The sequence below is a fragment of the Pseudomonas fluorescens genome, from assembly GCF_900215245.1.
GTDB classification, from domain to species: domain Bacteria; phylum Pseudomonadota; class Gammaproteobacteria; order Pseudomonadales; family Pseudomonadaceae; genus Aquipseudomonas; species Aquipseudomonas fluorescens.
On sequence record NZ_LT907842.1, the window covers coordinates 5,334,105 to 5,352,358 of the forward strand.

At 60.9% G+C, this 18,254-nt stretch carries 15 protein-coding genes; 7 read left to right on the forward strand and 8 right to left on the reverse strand.

Annotated elements, in window-relative coordinates; translation table 11 throughout:
* Positions 1-88: 88 nt before the first annotated feature.
* A complete protein-coding gene (locus tag CPH89_RS24670; protein ID WP_053256159.1) occupies positions 89-1,021 on the forward strand; it encodes an alpha/beta fold hydrolase in 933 nt (310 codons plus the stop codon).
* Here the strand turns inward: CPH89_RS24670 and CPH89_RS24675 are convergent.
* Entirely contained in the window at positions 984-2,450 is a 1,467-nt protein-coding gene (locus CPH89_RS24675) for a sensor histidine kinase (protein ID WP_053256158.1), read from the reverse strand. The two genes, CPH89_RS24670 and CPH89_RS24675, sit on opposite strands and share 38 nt — an antisense overlap.
* Complete coding sequence (locus tag CPH89_RS24680; protein ID WP_053256157.1) at positions 2,447-3,157, reverse strand: response regulator transcription factor; 711 nt, start codon at positions 3,155-3,157, stop codon at positions 2,447-2,449. The genes CPH89_RS24675 and CPH89_RS24680 overlap by 4 nt, the downstream gene beginning before the upstream one ends.
* Before the next feature lie 140 nt (positions 3,158-3,297).
* On the opposite strand from CPH89_RS24680, the gene msrB reads away from it, so the two are divergent.
* From msrB to msrA, 3 genes are all read left to right on the forward strand, one after another.
* Positions 3,298-3,798 (forward strand): peptide-methionine (R)-S-oxide reductase MsrB, encoded by a 501-nt coding sequence (gene msrB, locus CPH89_RS24685; RefSeq protein ID WP_053256156.1) that lies wholly within the window; start codon positions 3,298-3,300, stop codon positions 3,796-3,798.
* A gap of 35 nt (positions 3,799-3,833) precedes the next feature.
* Positions 3,834-5,594, forward strand: a complete 1,761-nt coding sequence (locus tag CPH89_RS24690; RefSeq protein ID WP_053256155.1) for a cytochrome c biogenesis protein DipZ — start codon at positions 3,834-3,836, stop codon at positions 5,592-5,594.
* A gap of 82 nt (positions 5,595-5,676) precedes the next feature.
* Positions 5,677-6,372 carry a peptide-methionine (S)-S-oxide reductase MsrA gene (msrA, locus tag CPH89_RS24695; RefSeq protein WP_053256154.1) on the forward strand — a complete coding sequence of 232 codons (696 nt, stop codon included), beginning with the start codon at positions 5,677-5,679 and terminating at the stop codon, positions 6,370-6,372.
* A gap of 118 nt (positions 6,373-6,490) precedes the next feature.
* Here the strand turns inward: msrA and CPH89_RS24700 are convergent, their stop codons facing one another.
* The 3 genes from CPH89_RS24700 to CPH89_RS24710 form a co-directional block, all read right to left on the reverse strand.
* On the reverse strand, positions 6,491-6,919 hold the full coding sequence (locus CPH89_RS24700; RefSeq protein WP_053256153.1) for a nuclear transport factor 2 family protein: 429 nt from the start codon (positions 6,917-6,919) through the stop codon (positions 6,491-6,493).
* A gap of 108 nt (positions 6,920-7,027) precedes the next feature.
* Positions 7,028-7,978 (reverse strand): alpha-E domain-containing protein, encoded by a 951-nt coding sequence (locus tag CPH89_RS24705; RefSeq protein ID WP_053256152.1) that lies wholly within the window; start codon positions 7,976-7,978, stop codon positions 7,028-7,030.
* 2 nt (positions 7,979-7,980) lie between these two features.
* On the reverse strand, positions 7,981-9,390 hold the full coding sequence (locus tag CPH89_RS24710; RefSeq protein WP_053256151.1) for a circularly permuted type 2 ATP-grasp protein: 1,410 nt from the start codon (positions 9,388-9,390) through the stop codon (positions 7,981-7,983).
* 417 nt (positions 9,391-9,807) lie between these two features.
* Between CPH89_RS24710 and CPH89_RS24715 the strand changes: the two genes are divergently transcribed.
* The 3 genes from CPH89_RS24715 to CPH89_RS30460 all read left to right on the forward strand — a co-directional run bounded on the left by CPH89_RS24715 (position 9,808) and on the right by CPH89_RS30460 (position 10,825).
* Positions 9,808-10,353 (forward strand): hypothetical protein, encoded by a 546-nt coding sequence (locus CPH89_RS24715; RefSeq protein WP_053256524.1) that lies wholly within the window; start codon positions 9,808-9,810, stop codon positions 10,351-10,353.
* A gap of 86 nt (positions 10,354-10,439) precedes the next feature.
* Complete coding sequence (locus CPH89_RS24720; RefSeq protein WP_053256150.1) at positions 10,440-10,652, forward strand: hypothetical protein; 213 nt, start codon at positions 10,440-10,442, stop codon at positions 10,650-10,652.
* Between the two features lie 11 nt (positions 10,653-10,663).
* Positions 10,664-10,825: a hypothetical protein gene (locus CPH89_RS30460; RefSeq protein WP_167422761.1), complete on the forward strand. Its 162-nt coding sequence runs from the start codon at positions 10,664-10,666 to the stop codon at positions 10,823-10,825.
* A gap of 8 nt (positions 10,826-10,833) precedes the next feature.
* Here the strand turns inward: CPH89_RS30460 and CPH89_RS24725 are convergent, their stop codons facing one another.
* From CPH89_RS24725 to CPH89_RS24735, 3 genes are all read right to left on the reverse strand, one after another.
* Positions 10,834-12,183, reverse strand: a complete 1,350-nt coding sequence (locus CPH89_RS24725; RefSeq protein ID WP_053256149.1) for a cation:proton antiporter — start codon at positions 12,181-12,183, stop codon at positions 10,834-10,836.
* A 71-nt stretch (positions 12,184-12,254) separates the two neighbouring features.
* The gene (locus tag CPH89_RS24730; protein ID WP_081006367.1) at positions 12,255-17,156 is read right to left on the reverse strand and encodes a glycosyltransferase; all 4,902 of its coding nucleotides are present in this window, start codon (positions 17,154-17,156) and stop codon (positions 12,255-12,257) included.
* 117 nt (positions 17,157-17,273) lie between these two features.
* Positions 17,274-18,242 (reverse strand): LysR family transcriptional regulator, encoded by a 969-nt coding sequence (locus CPH89_RS24735; protein WP_053256148.1) that lies wholly within the window; start codon positions 18,240-18,242, stop codon positions 17,274-17,276.
* Positions 18,243-18,254: the final 12 nt, after the last annotated feature.

An 18,254-nucleotide genomic window follows, 5' to 3' on the forward strand; every position in this document is an offset into this window, starting at 1 on the left:
ACGTTCGGCTTATTCCCGCCATCAATGATACTGGCATGCCCGCCGCCGATTCTGCAGGCTGATCAAAACACGCAGAAAGGTTACGCCCATGCGCCAGCAAACACTCTCCGTCAACGGTATTCAGCTGTGCGTGCACATCGACGGCGCGGAAAACGGCCGGCCAATCTGGCTGCTGCACGGGTTTCCTGAATGTTGGCACTCCTGGCGCGAGCAGATTCCTGCGTTGACCGCCGCCGGGTACCGGGTGTTTGCCCCTGAACTGCGTGGCTACGGCGAATCGAGTTCGCCCGCAGAGATTGCCGACTACCAATTGCTGACCCTGTGCGCCGACATCCAGCAGGCCATGGAGCATTTCGGTCACCGTGAGGTGGCCATGGTTGGGCACGACTGGGGCGCGGTGCTCGCCTGGCACCTGGCGTTGCTGGAGCCTGAGCGCATCACTCGGCTGATCACACTGTCGGTGCCTTTTGCCGGGCGCGCCCGCCGCCCGGTGATTGAAATCATGCGCGAGCTGTACGCCGATCGGTTCAATTACATCCTTTATTTCCAGGAACCCGGTGTGGCCGAACAGGAACTGAACGCCGACATCGAACGCACGTTGCGGCTATTCATGCAGGATGAGGATGTGTTCCTGCAGCAGAAATCGGCGAAGGCCCGCCTGTTCGCAGGCGTCTCAACCCCCAGTACATTGCCGCACTGGTGTTCCCCGGAGGATCTGGCCATCTACCTGCAGGCGTTCACCGAACACGGCTTTCGCGGCCCGCTGAACTGGTACCGCAACTTCGAACGCAACTGGCAGCACACCGAGTTCCTGGCGGGCCGGCAGGTGCTGCAACCGACCTTGTTCCTGATTGGCGACCGCGACCCGGTCGGCGTGTTCGAAGCCCACACCCTCAAGCGCATGCCCGACTCGGTGCCCGACCTTGAGCAGCAGGTGTTGGCCAACTGCGGTCACTGGATCCAGAACGAGCAGGCGCAGCGGGTCAACGCGCTGATGCTCGGGTTTCTAGGCAGAACGTAAAGGTCGCGCCATGCCCGGGGCGGTCCACCAAGCGGATGCTGCGCCCGTGCAGTTGCAGGATGCGGTGCACGATGCGCAGGCCCAGGCCGCCATCGCGGCGCGCGCCGCCGATGGTGAAGGCCCGCAGGAACAAGCCTTCACGCAACTCAGGGTCGATGCCCGGGCCGCTGTCGCTGACGGTGACGCCCATGCCATCCGCTTCGGGTGACAAGATCACCTCGACCTCGCCATTCACCGGCGTGTGCCGCAGGGCGTTGTCGAGCAGGTTGGTCAGCACCCGCTCGATCAAGCCCAGGTCGGCCAACACCGTTGGCACCTGTGGCGGCAAGCTGGCGGTGAGCGTGATGGACCGGGCCTCGGCGGTCAGTTCGAATTTCTGGAAGATGTCTTGCACCAGGTCCGGCAGCGAAAAACCTTCGATCACCGGCTGGACAAACCCATGTTCCAGGCGCACCAGTTCCAGCAGCGACTGGGCCAGGCCGCCGACCTTGCGGCTTTGGTCGAGGGCGATACCGAGGTAACGGCGGCGCTCCTCTGGGCTGAGGCTGGCGTCCTTGAGGGACAGCGTTTCCAGGTAGCCATGCAGCGAGGCCAAGGGCGTGCGCAGGTCGTGGGAAATATTCGCGACCATTTCCCGGCGTTCCTGGTCCTGGTGGGTGATGGCGCGCCATTGCTCGCCCAGGCGGTTTTCCATTTGCACGAAGGCGTGGTCGAGCACCGCGATTTCATCGCTGCTATCGAGCTCGCGAGGTGGCGGCTGCACAGGTTTCGGCGCGCCGTTGATGTCGAATCGGCCAACCTTGTCGGTCAGTTGGCGCAAGGGCCGGGTGATCCAGGCAAACGCGATCAGGCCGGCCATCAAGCACAGCAGCGCCACCAGGCCGATGGACCAGAGGGCGATCTTCAGCGCCATGCCGGTGGCGTCCTTTGCGTCGTACACATCGTGGGCTTCGCCCAGCAGCACGACGTACAGGAAACCGGTTTGTTGGCCGTTGGCCTTGAGCGGCGCGGCGCTGAACACCTTGCGCCCGTCAACGCTGCGCGGGTCATCGCCGAGAATCGGCAGCATGGCGCCGCTGAGAAAGCGTCGAACCGGCGTGAGGTCGACGTGGTCACGCAGTAAATGCCCGCTGGGTGCGGCATTACCGACGACGCGGCCGTCGATATCGAGCAAGTACACCTCGACACTCGGGTTGACCAGCATCAATTGGCTGAACAGCGTGCGCACCGCGTCGGGTTTGAGGCCGTCGGCGTCCATCAGTTGCGTATCACGGGCGATGTGCGCCGCGAGGTCGCGGGACAAGCCTTGCACCACTTCCAGTTCGTGCATGCGGTTGGAACGGACCTGCAACCAGGCCGAAGTGCCGCTGCAAACCACCAGCAACAGCGCAAACACGACTGACAGGCGTTGAGTCAGGGTCAGTTTCATGGGCCGCTCTCGGCAAACTTGTAGCCCCGGCCCCATACCGTAAGGATGAGTGACGGGTTGGCCGGGTCGGCCTCGACCTTGGCGCGCAGGCGGTTGATATGGGTGTTCACCGTGTGTTCGTAGCCTTCGTGGCTGTAGCCCCATACCGCGTTGAGCAGGTCCATGCGTGAGAAGACTTTGCCCGGCTGGCGTGCGAAGAAATACAGCAGGTCGAATTCGCGCGGCGTAAGGTCCAGGCGCTGGCCTTGCAAGGTCGCATCGCGGGTCAGCGGGTTGATGAAGAGCGGGCCGAGTTCAAGGCTGCCGGCGTCCATCTTCAGGTTACGCGCCATGGCGTCAACCCGGCGCAGCAGCGCCTTGACCCGCGCGACCAGCTCCGGCATGGAAAACGGCTTTGCCAGGTAGTCGTCCGCGCCCAGCTCCAGGCCAAGGATGCGGTGCAACTCGCTGGAGCGCGCGCTGGTGATGATGATCGGTGTGTAGCGCGCCATGGCGCGGGCCCGGCGGCAGATTTCCAGGCCGTCCACACCCGGCAGCATCAGGTCGAGGATCAGCGCATCCCAGCCGCCTTGCTCCAGCAGGCGCAGGCCTTCGGTGCCGTCGGCGCTGTGCACCACCTCAAATTGCTCGTCGCGCAGGTGCAGGCAAATCAAGTCAGCAATATGGGCATCGTCCTCGACGACGAGGACTCGTTTGGGCTGATCCATGGAAAGAAACCTTCGCTTGTAGTTCGCGCATTGTGCGGGTTTTGCACCCGTGTAGTTATCACGAATTGTTTAACTCTGCGTGAGGATTCCGCGACCGGCAAGGGTTCAAGATGGCCTCAGTGCTTAATGAGGAGAACGCCATGTACACGCGTCGACAAATACTGCTGGCCGGTGGTGGCCTGGGTGTTGCCGTCCTGGCCGGTGGTGTGCTGAAACAGCTGAGTATGGTCACCGAGGTGCAAGCCGCCGAGACGTTCGAAGTCAACCATACCGAGGCCGAATGGCGCAGCCTGCTGAGTGCCGAGCAGTTCGCCGTGCTGCGCGAGGAGGGCACCGAGCGCCCCTACAGCAGCGCCCTTAATGATGAACACCGTACAGGCACCTTTGCCTGCGCCGGTTGTGCGTTGCCGTTGTTCGCCTCCAGCACCAAGTTCGACAGCCACACCGGTTGGCCGAGTTTCTGGCAGCCGCTGGACCACGCTGTCGCCAGCCATGTCGACACGTCCTATGGCGTGGTACGCAAGGAAATTCACTGCCGCCGGTGTGGCGGCCACCAAGGGCACGTGTTCGATGACGGCCCGGCACCCACTGGCCTGCGCTATTGCATGAATGGCGTGGCCATGACGTTCACGGCGGCTTAAGCCGATGTCTCTGCATATTGATAAGGGAAGATTCCATGTGGCTTCTGGTTCTCGCGTATCTGGGCGGCGTGCTGACAATTGTCAGCCCGTGCATCCTGCCTGTTCTGCCTTTTGTCTTCGCTCGCACCGGGCAGCCGTTTATGCGCAGTGGCTTGCCGCTGTTAGCGGGGATGGCGGTGACGTTCGCCCTGGTGGCCTCACTGGCCGCGGTGGGCGGCGGTTGGGTGGTGCAAGTCAATCAGTACGGGCGCTGGCTCGCGTTGCTGTGCGTTGCCCTGTTCGGACTCACGCTGTTGCTGCCGCACCTGTCGGAACGCTTGACGCGTCCCTTAGTGGCCGCCGGCAGTCGCCTGTCGCAAGCCGCTGGAACGGACGCCAAGCCGCGTGCGGGCGCTTCGTTCCTGATCGGCGTGGCCACCGGTTTACTGTGGGCACCGTGCGCGGGGCCAATCCTGGGGCTGGTGCTCACCGGCGCGGCGCTGCAGGGCGCGAGCATCGGCACCACGTTGCTGTTGCTGGCTTATGCCGCCGGTGCCGCTACGTCCCTGGCGTTGGCGTTGCTGGTCGGCGGTAAAGTCTTTGGCGTTATGAAGCGCTCGCTCGGAGCCGGCGAATGGTTGCGCCGTGGCCTCGGTGCGCTGATGCTCGCCGGCGTGGCCGCCATCGCCCTGGGCCTGGACACCGGTGTGCTGTCGCGCTTGTCGACTGCCTCCACGGGCGGCCTGGAACAAAGCCTGGTGGACACGCTGAGTGCCAAACCCGCGCAGCAGGGCGGCGCGATGCTGGCCGGTGGCGCGATGATGATGGCTGCCAACCACAGCGACGCGCTGCCGATCGAAGGCACGTTGCCGCCACTGGATGGCGCAGTGCAATGGCTGAACAGCCCGCCACTGAGTGCCGAAGCGCTGAAAGGTAAAGTGGTGCTGGTGGATTTCTGGACCTACTCCTGCATCAACTGCCTGCGCAGCTTGCCCTACGTGAAAGCCTGGGCCGAGAAGTACCACGACCAGGGCCTGGTGGTGATTGGCGTACACGCCCCGGAATTTGCCTTTGAGCGCGACGTGAACAACGTCAGCCAGGCCATGAAGGACCTGGGCATCACGTACCCGGTGGCGATCGACAACAACTACAAGATCTGGCGCGCGTTCAACAACCAGTACTGGCCGGCGCATTACTTTGCCGATGCCAAGGGCCAGATTCGCTACCACCACTTTGGCGAGGGTGATTACGCCGAGTCGGAGCGAGTGATCCAGCAATTGCTGCGTGAAGCCGGGGCCAAAGATGTCGCCGGTGGGTTGATCGAGGCGGATGCGAAGGGCGTTGAGCAGGCGCCGGACATGCATGAAGTGCAGTCGCCGGAAACCTACCTGGGCTTCCAGCGCGCCGAACACTTCGTGACCACCGGCACCCAGGCCACCGACACCGTGGTGAATTACCCGGCCGCCGGCCCGCTGGGCCTGAACAGCTGGACCCTGGAAGGTCACTGGAACGTCGGCGGCCAGCAAGCCACCCTGGACCAGGCCGGCGGGCGCATCGTGTACCGCTTCCATGCCCGCGACCTGCACCTGGTGCTGGGCCCGGCGGCTGACGGCAAACCGGTGCGGTTCAAGGTGACGATTGATGGCCAGGCCCCGGGCGATGCCCACGGCACGGATGTGGCGCCCGATGGCCGCGGCACGGTGACCGAACAACGCCTGTACCAGTTGGTGCGGCAGCGCGGCGCCGTGCAGGACCGCACCTTCAGCATCGAATTTCTCGACCCGCATGTGGCGGCCTATGCCTTCACCTTCGGTTAACCGCTTCATTAACTGTTAACCCGGTCAATGTGGGCGCTGGCTGGCCTGCTGCCACCTTCAACCGAGTACTGGAGTCAGTGGTATGAAACTGCTCAAATGTTTACCCGCACTCGCTTTCGCTGCTTTCGTCGGCCAAAGCTCGGCATTCTCTTTTGGCGCCTCCGAAGACGCGGTAATGATCGCACCACCGGCCCTCGACCTTCCCGCCGCGCCCGGCAACCTGCAAACGGCAGTATTCGCCGGCGGCTGCTTCTGGGGCGTACAAGGGGTGTTCCAGCATGTGCAAGGCGTGAAAAACGCTGTGTCCGGCTACGACGGCGGCGCGGCTGACACAGCCCAGTACGAGGCGGTCAGTGGAGGCGATACCGGCCACGCCGAGTCGGTGTCGGTGACCTACGACCCAGGCCAGGTCAGCTACGGCAAGTTGCTGCAAATCTACTTTTCCGTGGCCCACAACCCCACGGAACTGAACCGCCAGGGCCCCGACAGCGGCAGCCAATACCGCTCGGAAATCTTTGCGCAGAATGCCGAGCAGCAAAAAGTCGCCCAGGCCTATATCGCCCAGCTGGACGCGGCCAACGCCTTCACCAGGCCGATCGTGACCAAGGTCGAGGTGGGCAAGGCGTTTTACCCGGCGGAGTCCTATCACCAGGACTTCCTCACCGAGAACCCTTCCTATCCGTACATCGTAATCAATGATTTGCCGAAAGTGGCGCAGCTGAAAAAACTGTTCCCGGACCAATACAGAGCAGAACCGGTGCTGGTCAAAAACCAATAGTCAGCGCAAACCAAAAGGTGTGCGCTTGCTCGCGAACGCGGTGGGTCCGTTACTCATACTGTGCCGGACACACCGCCTTCGCGAGCACGCCCGCTTCGACCTTCGTCGCCACTTCGGTTCAGGATTTGGCTTTTGCCAGGTAAGGCGCCAACCGCCGCGCCATTTCTTCACCCAACGCCTGCAAGCCACTCATTGGCCGCACCATCACTTCAAACTCAACAATCTGCCCTTGCTCGTTAAAGCGGATCAAATCAATGCCCTTTAACTGTTTGTCACCGACCCGCGCACTGAACTCCAGCACCACACTCAAGCCGTCACCGGTGGCCAGTTCGCGATGATAGGCAAAGTCTTCAAACACCTTGAACACCGTGTTGAGGATCATCGACACCACAGGCGCGCCAGGGTAGGGCGTGTGGGCCATGGGCGAGCGAAAGACGGCGTCGGGCGCGAGCAATTCAGGAAGCGGCTTGAGGTCGTGAGCCGTCAGCATGGCATGCCAGCGTTGCAGGCTATGGGCGGCGGCGGGGTGCAGTTTCAGTTCGGACATGCTGTGTACCTGTTCTTATGGTGGAAAGGTCGTTCACCTCGCCAACATAAGAGCGGTAACAAAGCAGGGTCAATCACCCGAATTGACAGTTAAGTGACTGCAATGAACTCACACCACTTCCAGGTAGGAGCTATGAATTGCCCGGGCCAGTTCGCGTACGGTGTCGATGAAGTCGGTGAGCCGACTGTGCAGGCCGTCCTCCAGAATCTCATCGATCCCGGTATAGCGCAGGCGCGCCTCAAACTCGGCCGCCAGGCGCTGCGCCGTGCGCCCATAACTGCCGGGCAAGTCCGCCAGGATGTGGCTCAACTCCTCGATACAGGCGTGCAACGAACGCGGTACGTCGCTGCGCAACAGCAGCAACTCGGACACCGAGCGCGCGTTCAACGCGTTGGGGTACAGTTCGGTATACGCCTCGAATGACGACAAGGCCCGCAGCAGGGCGCTCCACTGGTAATACCCGCGTGCCGACAGGTCGCTGACTTCTTCCGACTCCTCACCAAACATCTCGTAGCGCGCATCCAGCAGGCGCAGGGTGTTGTCCGCGCGCTCGACAAACGTGCCCAGGCGAATAAACCGGTAAGCGTCGTTGCGCATGATGGTGCCCGAGGTTGCCCCGCGGAACAGGTGCGAACGCTGCTTGACCCAGTCACAGAAGTGGCTGATGCCATGCCGGGCCAGGCCACCGGCGGCGATGCTGCGCATTTCCAGCCAGGTGGCGTTGAGATTTTCCCACATGTCGGCGGTGATCCGCCCGCGTACCGCGTGGGCATTGCCCCGCGCGGCGCGCAGGCAGTTGTAGATGCTGGCGGGGTTTTCTTCGTCGAGGGCGAAGAAGTGCAGCATGCGCATCGCGTCCAGTTGTTTGTGACGCTCAAGGTAACTGTCCAGGGTGCCGCTGCTGAGCAACGACATGGCCAGTTCATCCAGCCCATCACTGCGCCCGGCCTGGGGCATCAATGACAGCGAATAACTGACTTCGAGCATGCGCGCCAGGTTTTCTGCGCGCTCCAGGTAACGGGACATCCAGTACAGATCTGCGGCGGTTCTACTCAACATACTCAGCCCTCCACCACCCAGGTGTCCTTGGTTCCGCCGCCTTGCGACGAGTTGACGATCAACGAGCCTTCCTTCAACGCCACGCGGGTCAGGCCGCCGGGCACCAGGCGGGTCTCTTTGCCCGAGAGCACAAACGGGCGCAGGTCGATATGCCGTGGCGCGATGCCGTTTTCGACAAAGGTGGGGCAGGTGGACAGGCTCAGCGTCGGTTGAGCGATGTACGCGTGAGGGCGCGCCTTGATGCGTTGGCGGAAGTCTTCGATTTCGGCGGCGCTGGAGGCCGGGCCGACCAGCATGCCGTAGCCGCCGGAGCCCTGGGTTTCCTTGACCACCAGTTCGGGCAAATGGGCCAGCACATGGGACAGCTCATCGGGTTTGCGGCACTGGAAGGTCGGCACGTTTTGCAGGATGGGTTCTTCATCCAGATAGAAACGGATCATTTCCGGCACATAGGGGTAGATCGACTTGTCATCGGCCACGCCGGTGCCAATTGCATTGGCCAGCACCACATTGCCGGCGCAGTACGCCGCCACTAGGCCCGGTACGCCAAGCATGGAATCGGGGTTGAAGGCCTGCGGATCAAGGAACGCGTCATCGATGCGGCGGTAGATCACGTCCACCGCCTTGGGGCCGTCGGTGGTGCGCATGAACACCTTGAGGTCGTGCACGAACAGGTCGGCACCTTCCACCAGCTCCACGCCCATTTCCCGGGCGAGGAACGCGTGCTCGAAGAACGCGCTGTTGAAGCGCCCCGGGGTCAGCACCACCACGTTGGGGTTGTCCAGGCGGCTGGCGCTTTTCAGGGTTTTGAGCAGCAGGTTGGGGTAGTGGTCCACCGGCGCGATACGCTGTTTGGCGAACACTTCGGGGAACAGGCGCATCATCATCTTGCGGTCTTCGAGCATGTAGCTCACGCCGCTGGGGGTGCGCAGGTTGTCTTCGAGGACGTAATAGGTGCCGTCGCCATCGCGTACCAGGTCCACCCCGGAGATATGCGAATAAATGTCGCGGTGCAGGTCCAGGCCGACCATCGCCTGCTGATAACCCTCGTTGCCCAGCACCTGATCCGCCGGAATGATCCCGGCCTTGATGATGCGCTGGTCGTGGTAGATGTCGGCGAGGAACATGTTCAGCGCATTGACCCGCTGGATACAGCCGCGTTCGATCACGCTCCACTCGCTGGCAGGAATGCTGCGGGGGATGATGTCGAACGGGATCAGGCGCTCGGTGTCTTGCTCGTCGCCGTAGAGGGTGAAGGTGATTCCGGCCCGGTGGAACAGCAAATCCGCTTCGCGGCGGCGCTGGGCCAGCAGTTCCGGCGGCGTGTTGGCCAGCCAGCGGGAGAATTCCTGATAGTGCGCACGGCAAGCGCCTTGTGCGTCATTCATTTCATCAAAGAAAGATCGAGCCATTCCAGTACCTTGTCAGTGCCGAGGGTTGCGCGGGGGGCACTGCCGCTTTGAAAAACGCATAGTTTTATGAGCCTGTGGCTGAGGGTGCCAACAAGCCTGGTCCTTACTTTCTTATGGGGTCGGCTCTGGGTCGGGGGGTAACGAATGCTCCTGTATCCGGGCAGATGAATGGTTTAAGCAATGCCTGTGCCGAAACCCGTCATTAACAGACCAATGACCCGCTGGCGAGCGAGTCAACGCACGCCCGGCTGAGCAATGGGCCGAAAAAAGCCCGAGGGCTGCGCGCGCCAGCACCCGCCCGCCTCATGCGATGACCACAACAGTGCGGCGCGTGTTTCACGATGGTGCATGAACAAACTTGAACTTCACTCAGCCCCGATTCTTCTAACAAGGCTTGTCACCTTGTGGAGCATCGTCGTGCCCAGAATCATCTCTCCAAACACGCCAGAAGCGTCGCTGGACGAACACAGTGAACACAACGCCAAGATTTTCGGTTCACCCAAGGACCGTCTTGACTTCTACCGCCGCGAAATTCAGTACGAAACCACCATTCTGGCCAACCGCACTGACGCCTATCTCAGCGCGCAGTCGTTCCTGGTCATCGCCTTCGTCTCCGGCATGGGCAACTTGAACCCGGAGTGGGGCAAGCTGTTTACCCTGGTGGTCCCGGTGTTCCTGGTCATGCTCGGTGTGCTCAGCTCGCTGAATGCCTGGCCGGGCATTCGCGCGGCGTATGAAATCATTGACCACTGGCACTACAAGCAGAGTGAACTGCTGCGCAGCGAGCCGGTGATGGGCATGGCCTATGACGATTCGCCGCTGTTCTGTGAGACCGAGTCGTCCCACAAGGGCTATCGCAAGTCGCTGCTGTTCTCCATGCGCGCGCCGTGGCTGTTTATGGTGTTTTGGGTATTGCTCGGCGCGTATGCGTTTTACATCCAGGTCGATAACCCGATCTCTTGAGCATCGCCGGTTAAATCGGCGGAACTTCAGCGTCCTGCGCGAGACCTTACCTGTATACAGGCGGTGTTTTTCAAGAGAGGTGACCTATGAGCACAAGCAACGATCCCCAAGTCAGCAACCGTAACGATCCGGCAATCGACGGCGGTGAGCCCGCACCCGGCACGGCGGCTGACGCGCCGAAAGATCCGAAGCCTGCCAGCGACCCCAAGGCCAAGGAAAACGACTACAGTCCAGACTTCAAGCCCGAGCGCGAGCCCAAGCCTGAAACTGACGCTGATATCGACACCCAAGGCGGTTAGAGGAGACAGTCATGTCACACGCACTGGACGACGATGAAGACCTTGACGATGAAGAACTCAATGACCCGGGCAACGAAGACCCGGGTTCATTGATGGATGATGCAGAAGTGCCGCTCAATGACCTGGACGATGCGGCGGATGTGGGCAACACCGAAACCGAACATCTTGGCTGAGCGGTTGCCTATTCAGTGTGCACCTTGGCTCGTCGTTCATACCACGCCAGCATCGGCTGCGTGCTCAACCCATGAACGACGATGCTCAAGGCTATTACCGACACTGTAAGGTTCACCGCTACCGCGCTGTTGGTGCCGCCCAGCCCATGATTGAGCGCGTAGAACAGGTAGTAAATGCTGCCGATCCCGCGAATGCCGAACCAGCCGATCAAACCGCGTTGTCGGTAATCAATCAAACGGCCCCAAGGCATCGCCAGCACGCTCACGGGTCGAATCACGCAGAACAATAGCGCGGCCACCGGCAGTGCGCGCCAATCCCAGTGACTGATCAGCACAATGCCCAACACCGTCACCAGAAACACCTCCATCGAACGCTCCACCAGGCTGCCGAACGAGAGCATGTCGCCCATCATCACGCCAGCGGCGATCTGCGTATCCGCCAGTTCGCTGACATCGCCTTGCAGGGCGCGCTCAGGCGCCACCTCCAGGTGGCCCACCACCGGCAGTGCCAGATGTTCCGATGGGGTCACCGAGTGGCCCGTGGACCTGAACTCCGCTTGGCGCAAGCCCAGCCCGGCGGCGAATACCGACAGAAAGCCATAGCCGCCCACCGCCTCAGCGGCCACATAGGCCAGCGCAATCAACGCCAGGGTCAGGTAGTCGTTCGGGGACAGCGTGCTGTCTTCATTGCTGATGCGCATCCATAGCGTCACGCGACCGATGCCACGGCCCATCCAGTAGCCGATCAACAGCCCGGCCGGCACCGCCCACAGCAGGTTTTTCAGCACCCAGCCACCGAACCAGTCACCGTCAAACCCGGCGTGCTGCATGAACAGCAGGGCAAAGATCACGAAGGGAAAGGCGGTGCCATCGTTCAAGCCGGCTTCGCCGGACAGGCCAAAGCGCAGTGCGTCATAGTCCTGCGCATTGTTGACCTGGACCAACCCCGCCAACACCGGGTCGGTCGGCGCGAGTATCGCACCCACCAACAACGAGACGCCCCAGGACAACGCGAACACGTAATGCAGTGCCAGGCACACCCCGAGGATGGTCAACAGCATCACCGGGCCCGCCATACCAAACGCGATCCGCCATGTGCGATGCCTGAGAGGCAGGCGCAGTTTCAAACCGCTGACGAACAAGGAAAACAACACCGCCACTTCGGTCAGGTGTTCCATCCAGCGCGCCGAGTTTTTGATATCCAGGTGCAACAGGTCCACACCCAGCGGGCCGATGGCTACGCCCAGCAACAGGCACACCGCTGAGGTGGTCACCGGCATCCAGCGCAAATAGGAAGAGGTGAGGGCGAGCGTGAGCAACACAGTGCCCAGTACGGCCATCCACAGAATAAAAGTCATCGAGCGTGCACCAGGCCGTGGTTTATCTCCGTTGGAGGACCACGGCGCGGTGCAGGTTCAATCGGGTTCGATCACTTATCGGCCCAGGAATGATTAGCGCCAACTTTGACTCTGAACTTTAAGTTAAGCGGGAAGTAATGCTCTTTGGTCTTCAGTAACTGATAGCGCAGTGTGATTGGCGGCACAAGGCCCTGACGCGTATACGCCTCTCTCATGCTGTGTTCAATGTTGACGATCGGACCCTGCGAGACGAGTTGTCCATCGATGCGCTTTGCTTCTTTGGCGAGGCCATCCAAACCCAGGTCGTACATGTCGGGTCTTTTCGTTCTAAGGATGTCATTAAACAGGTTCGGCCCCACGGTATCGAATATGTTCGCCTCATACTCTGTGAACTCCGGGGTGTATTGGACAGCGCCATCCGGGCCTCGAGTGGCCGTTGGCCGATGGGCGGCAAAGTAGGCTTTGTTAGCCTCAAACCGTTTAGCCATCTCCTTGATCACCTCGTCAAGCACTGGGTTGGCGGGGCGAGTAGCAAAGTTGCTGGTGTTATAAAAGGATTTATAGTCAGTCACGTGGTGCGTCACTGACGCACCGAGCAGCACGTCGTCGGCGCCCGCAGTTACAGCGGCGGCATCGACGTTGGATTGGATAAGATCATCGGTATCCAGGTAAAAACCACCGTGCTTATTCATGATTGGGTAGCGGGCTACATCCGAAGCTGCAGCCAGATTTTGTCCTTGCCCGCGTCGGAAGTAGCTGTACATTTCGCCGTTCATGAGCTGCTTGAATGCGGCATCTTCATTCAGGTTGAGCACCGTCACGCCAGGCACTTTATCCTTGAGTGTGCTTTTTATCTGTTCAAACACAGCCGGGCTGTCGGCGTCCACGTGCAGGACTGATTTATACGCGGGGGCGCGGGTGGCGTTTTTGGCGATGTTATCGATCAGGTTGTCTGGCAGCTCCTGGCCTGCCCAAAAATAGTTCAGGGTCTTGGGCACGGGCGCCAACTGTGTTGGAATTCTGGGAATCGAGGAAACCTCAACAAAGTGATAGTGGTGGGCGCTGACTTTTTTAGCCTTTTTGTATTCCTCAAGTGTTCCCCCTTGCCATTTGCCGTTGCCACTTCGCCAGAAATACTGCGGAGCGTGTTCGTCGGTACTTCTCCATGCGCCGGCCACGCTGTCGAAGGCAACGTCCTGATCGACGCCTTTGTAGTTGATCCTGAATGGACTGCCTGAGGTTTCCACACGCTTGATATCATCCATCGGCACGACGTAGGTGCTATTCCCTAACCTGAAAGGCGTCGGTGGAGCCCCCGCACCGCCCAACAGACGTTCGGCACGGGAGGAGGGTGCCCACCCGGACGAACCCAGGTCGGTGACAGGTATATCGGGGCTCGTGCCTTTCGGATGGCAGATGACGCGCTGGCCGTCCTTTACCTGCGACTCAAACAGCCTGCCATCAACCTTCACATATTCCTTTCGACTGCGGCCCACAAACACGTTGTTCTGCAAGCCTTTGGGCGATAGTTCATCGGTCGCGATGTAGCGGCTTTCATAGCCGTGTAGATCGTCCAGTGAGCGAACTTCTCCACTGGCCGCAATGCGGTTGGGGTTAAAGTCTTTCAGGGGCGGGCCAATGGCACGTTTCTTTACCGTATCGTATTCGTGCCAATTGCCCTGAAACATAACCGCCTGGCGCTCGACTGTTTCTTGCCCCACCTTGACCGTGCCGGTTGCCGCCAGGCCGTGCTGTTCGCTTGCAGTCTGGATTGCGTCGTCACTGGCGATTGCGCGCAAACTGTTCGCGTCGCCCGGCTTGGGTAGATCCGGAACGAAGTTCTCCAGTGGTTTGCCGTAGGCGTGTTTGGTGTGCGGATCCAAGGCGTACCACTGATGGGTTGCCTCATCGAACTTAGCCAGGGCCTTGCTGCTGCGCGTGCTGTTGAGCGCCCTGAATGTTCCTTCCGCGATATCGGCCTTTTTTGCCAATTCCAACAGGTTGAGACTGCGGTACGAACCGCGCAGGTAATTGACCCCTTTATGGGCCTTGCCGGCGACAAACTTTACGCCCCTGGCGGCCCCCAGCGCGAGGTCATCAATACCGCCCAACGGGTTCAGCGCACCAATCGTCGCGCGCCCTAGAATCTTTAGCACCTGGGCCGCTTTTGATAACGCGGAAGCACCCGCCAAGGCGCCTTTTGCGGCCTTGGCAGCGGTACCCACACCGACCAGAAAACCAAAAATATCGAACGCCAGGTCGACCGCACCGTCAGCCGTCTTGCCCTCGCTGAAATTCTTGATCGCGGACCTGAACGGGATCAGGCCCAGAATAGCCTCGCCGATGGCCTCGTACGTCGCGTGTTCCGTCTGATAGGTCGTGGTGCCCCTGGCATAGGCGCCCACCGCAGGCAGTTCCATGTCCATGATCATTGCGTCGACCAGGTACTGGGTTCTGGCACTCGCAACGCTCTTCGGCGCACCACTGCCAGCCTGGCTTTCATCGGTGATTCCAGCGGGGTACTGACCTTCGGGTTTTATCCTGTCGTATCGTTTACCTCGCGCAGGATACCAACCCTCGGTCCGCCGGTTTTCTTTATAGACCTTGCCCGGTCGCCGGGTGACAGTGCCCTGCAGTCGGTCGATCGCATACGTCATGACGCTGACTCGGCCGTTGACGGTGCGCCGGGTCTCGACCAGCAGCACGCCGGCTTCAGTACGCAGGGGTTGATCGGGGCTGTCGTAGTCAATTTCTCTGCGCACGGCGATTTCGCCAAACTCCAGATTCTGGCGATCTTCCAGCGGCAGTTTGGAAATCAATAGTTTGAGTTGCGCGCCGGTGATCTTTTTGACCGCGTCAGCGTAATTGCGAAAGTCCTCATTGAACTGCTTGATTGGATCCGGCAAGGGTTTGAGCCTTGGCAGCACGTCGTTGATATCTATCTGGTCGGATGATGAAACCCAGACCCCAGGCTTTCCGGTATCGGAATCGGGCGGCGGCGACCTGAGCGCTCTGCCATCGATGTACAGGTCCAACAGTGAATAGGGGCCGGGGTACCAGTGGGTGTAGGGTTGCGAAGTGATGCACTTGTTCTCGAACAGCGCGGGGTCAATGGTCGGGAAGGCTTTTTTCAAATGCCCGAGGGCAATCTTTTTCGTCATCGGCGTCTCGGGGTCCGGCAGTGCGGCCGCTTCGCTCATTTCGCTGACATGCTGGTCGAACGCTTTGCGCACCTCGGACAGGGCGGTATCCGTTGTCGGATAGCCCAGACCATTGGGAACGGCCCAGGCTTTGATCGCCTCGTTCTGGGCGGCATATTCAATCTGGCGTTCCTCGTGCGAGATCGGTGCCGCGTTGGCCGCCAGCATGATTTGCGCGTAGTCCCGGAGGGCTGTCGAGCCTGGCGCTTTGGCTTCCTCGCGAGCAACCGCCGTGGTGAAGCTGACCCAGCTGTGGGAACCAATCGTCACTTGTTTCGGGATGCCCTTGACCAGAAACTGCGGCGCGCGACTGGCGAGCATCAGGTAGGCCTGTACTGATGCTGCCGGCACGGAGGAGGCGAGGCCGTTGGCGAAGAGATGCTCCTCCAGCGCCTTGACCACCGCAGATGCCGATTGGTGGCTGTTATTGGCTGAGACCAGTGGGTAGCCGTCAATACTTGCTTCACCGCGGCTGTCGCTGTATTTCCCCACGCCCAAGGCCGCCAGCAACCAGTCGGTGGCGCTGCCTTTTACCGAGCGCGCCTCGAATGTGGCTTGAATCGCCTCGCCCAGGGCCTTGCCTCTGGGGGAGCTGACCAAACTGTCGATGAGTGGCCGCGGGTTGAGCTGTTCTTCAGCGCTGATCGGTCTGCCGTTGAGCAGATAGTCGAGGACATGCTTGAAGGGTTTCAGCGTGAGGTCGCCGAATGTTCCTTCGCGTATAGCCATCCTCAGTTGTGCCTGGTGGTCATGCGCAAGCGGTTCGGGCCACGTCAGCGCGCCGCCCAGATTGCCATGGGCGGCGGCTTTGAGGTCTGTGCTGAGGAGGGCGCTGGCCAGGTTCTGCAGTTGCTCTGGGGTGGTGGGGACGTCCCAGCCATGGTCCTGCAGAAATTGCTGCAGGCTGACTTCATTGGCGGCGGTAATGCCCCCTGACCGGTAGGTACTGACGGCCGCAAGCGGGATCGTTTGTTGCAGCTCGGCCTGGAGTTGCTCGACCGGTGCGCTGCCATTTTCCAGCGCCATCGCCAGGCGTTGCAGTACAGCGCCTGCCCGGTAGCGGTTGTGGATGTCGCCCAGAATCGCTTGCTGATTCTGGAGGGCGTCCTCGCTGGTCGACTTGATCTGATCCGCGCAGCGGCTTGGGTCGAGGCGATCAAAGTTAGGGTTGCGGCTGATTTCGTTGCCGCGTTTGAGCATGCCAGCCAGGGTCAGCGTCTGCGATTCCTGATAAAAACGCCCGACTAGCCACCAGGGCACCGGTACGTCCGGGCTATTGACCGGAGGCGCAATGTGCGAATTGAGGCCGATGAGCTGGGCTGCTTGAAGGATAGGCCCGCTGATAGCGGCCCACTGGCTGTCGTCCTGGCCCAGGGTGTGTAATGTGCGTTGCGGGTCACGGGAACGTTCCAGGCGGAAGGTTATTTGAGCTGACGCCGGGTCGATTTTTATTGTGCTGGTGTCGATACCCTCGGCTCGAATCCACTGCTGAACGTCAGGTGACTGGAAGGTGTCATGTAAGTGCCGCCACCATTGGCCAAAGGTGGAATGGGCAGGAATGTAATCAAAGTCATCAACCTTGATACGACGCCCGGCCAGGTTCAGGGCCATCGCGTATTGCGCTGCCAACGCCCGGTCTCCGCCGGCACGCGTGGTGGCCTCTTCTTCCAGCGGGGCAGCGGTGTCGCGTTTTTGTCTTGAAAGCGGCGGCAGTAGAGGCAGGGCTGGAGCAGGGTTAGGGGCGGCGATGAGTTGATTGGAAATACGGTGCATGGGGCAGTCCTATGGCGTATGGAAACACAGCCTCGGCCTTAGCGGCTAACGAAGCATTGCCCTTGCGTAACGCCCAACGCAGATTGATTCCCTTGGCCCGCCGATTATGTGGTTACCCTATATTTCGCTCCTTCCAGGCCAGCCTGCGGGCGCAGGCTCGATGTATTGCTCCATCAGCGACGAGCCGATGGTTTTCAGGCGGATCATGTCCATCAATTGGCGCAACCCCGGCTGTGACTGGCGGCGGCTGGAGTAGTACATGCACAGCGGTTGACCCAGGCAGGCCCAGTCCGGCATGACCTCTACCAGACGGCCGTCCGCCAGTTCCTGTTGCACACGGTTGGATAGGCAATAAGCAACCCCCACGCCTTGCAGCGCGGCGTTGACGATGGTCTCGGTGTCGGCAGCGCTGAAATGCCCGGGCACGTCGATACGTTGCTGCCTCGGGCCGTTGCCCAGTTCCCATTTGTAGGGGGTTTTATCGCCCAGGTACATGCGGATGCACGAATGCTGCAGCAGGTCTTGGGGGGCCTGCGGTATACCGCAGCGTGCAAGGTAACCGGGCGAGGCGACCATGATCCAGCGCAACGTCCCGGTCAGCGGCACCGCCACCATGTCCTGCGGCACGGTGGCGCCATAGCGGATGCCCGCGTCGTAGCCTTCGGCAACGATATCGATCATGGCGTCCTCGACGATCACGTCCAGGCGCAGTTGCGGATAGGCGTTGGTAAATTCACCCAGGATCGGCGCCAGCAGCAGCGCCGCCGCATCGCGTGGCACGTTGAGGCGCAGGCGGCCGATAGGCGATTCGCGGTGCAGGTCGAGTGTGTCGAGGCCATCCTGGATCATCGCAAAACCCTGTCGCAGCTTTTCGGCGAGCAGGGTCCCGGCGTCGGTGGGCTCCACGGCGCGGCTGGTGCGGTACAGCAGTTTGACCCCCAGGCGCGTTTCCAGGTTGCGCATGGTATGGCTTAACGCCGACGTGGTGACCCCCAGTTCGTGGGCCGCATGGCGAAAACTGCGGCGCCGGATGATCGTCATGAACACATTGAGATCGGCCAATTCGGAACGATTGAAAGCCGCCATTACAAGCCTCCT